The sequence below is a fragment of the Bartonella sp. CR84HXZ genome, from assembly GCF_042194535.1.
Taxonomy (GTDB): Bacteria; Pseudomonadota; Alphaproteobacteria; order Rhizobiales; family Rhizobiaceae; genus Bartonella; species Bartonella grahamii.
Window position 1 is genome coordinate 1 of sequence record NZ_JBHIMY010000100.1, and the last position, 959, is coordinate 959.

Annotated in this window: 2 protein-coding genes; one reads left to right on the forward strand and one right to left on the reverse strand. The window is 38.1% G+C overall.

Annotated elements, in window-relative coordinates; translation table 11 throughout:
• Position 1: 1 nt before the first annotated feature.
• Complete coding sequence (locus ACFIKD_RS09570; protein ID WP_375647922.1) at positions 2–574, forward strand: hypothetical protein; 573 nt, start codon at positions 2–4, stop codon at positions 572–574.
• A gap of 9 nt (positions 575–583) precedes the next feature.
• Here the strand turns inward: ACFIKD_RS09570 and ACFIKD_RS09575 are convergent.
• On the reverse strand, positions 584–959 hold a 376-nt coding region (locus tag ACFIKD_RS09575; RefSeq protein ID WP_375647923.1), incomplete at its 5' end, for a hypothetical protein.

The window sequence follows — 959 nt, forward strand, 5'->3', positions numbered from 1 at the left end:
TATATCAGCGCTACCTGCATCAGCGTCATTTGGATTTATAGACAAATTGACGCGTATGTTTACAAGTGTAGATACTATAGAGAAGTATAATCAACTTTACGACAAATACGCGAGTAAAGAATATACTGGCTTTACGCATTTTAATAAGCTAAGCCAAGCACAAGAATTTGTATACAGCCGTGGCCATCATAAGATGCCTTCCAAATTTGATCCTGTATTGCATCGTCACGTATTCGTTATTTTATGTGGACGCTTTGTGAATTTATTGCGGGGTGAGTATAATGAAGAAATGTCATGGGCAATGCTACCCAATGTAATAAGTCGTTTACGTTATGAACATAATTGGAGTGAAAGAGATTTTATGTGGGCATACAACGAATCCAATAACAGCAAAAATCCAATGATTTATTATGCAAAAAAATTTCTTAGTAATTCGACTGGAACTGGCATTAGCCCCAAAACACAAATGATAGTTGTAGTATCTGACGTGAGCACCGGTGATTATGAAAACACTAAACAAGTCGCTAGATTTTGCAGAGACTTACCAACGATATATGATATAATGAAACCGTAATAGAGATTGTCATTTACGATCAAAATGTTTCTGAAGCGCATTAAGAGCAACACGTAATGAATTCACAAGGTGTGGTAGCATTTGATCTTCTATAACGAGGTACTGTAGCGCAGCGTGAAGATTGTACTGTCTATAAAGGCATTGTGCTTCTTTTAGTGCCTCTTGCGTGTTGATAAACTGCTCTGTTGCAAATGCTACCCACTTATCTCTTGCCTTATCATCTGAAGATGACGGCATTTCGTCATAAATCGCATTAGGCAAGCCTTTTGCACAAAGGTAATCGTTTCTTATCTGTAGATACTGCTGGACGGCGTCATATTGCTCTTGTGTAAGCACACCTTGCAAACAAAGTCGCCCTATGTAAGTACCAGAGAGTGGATTTTTT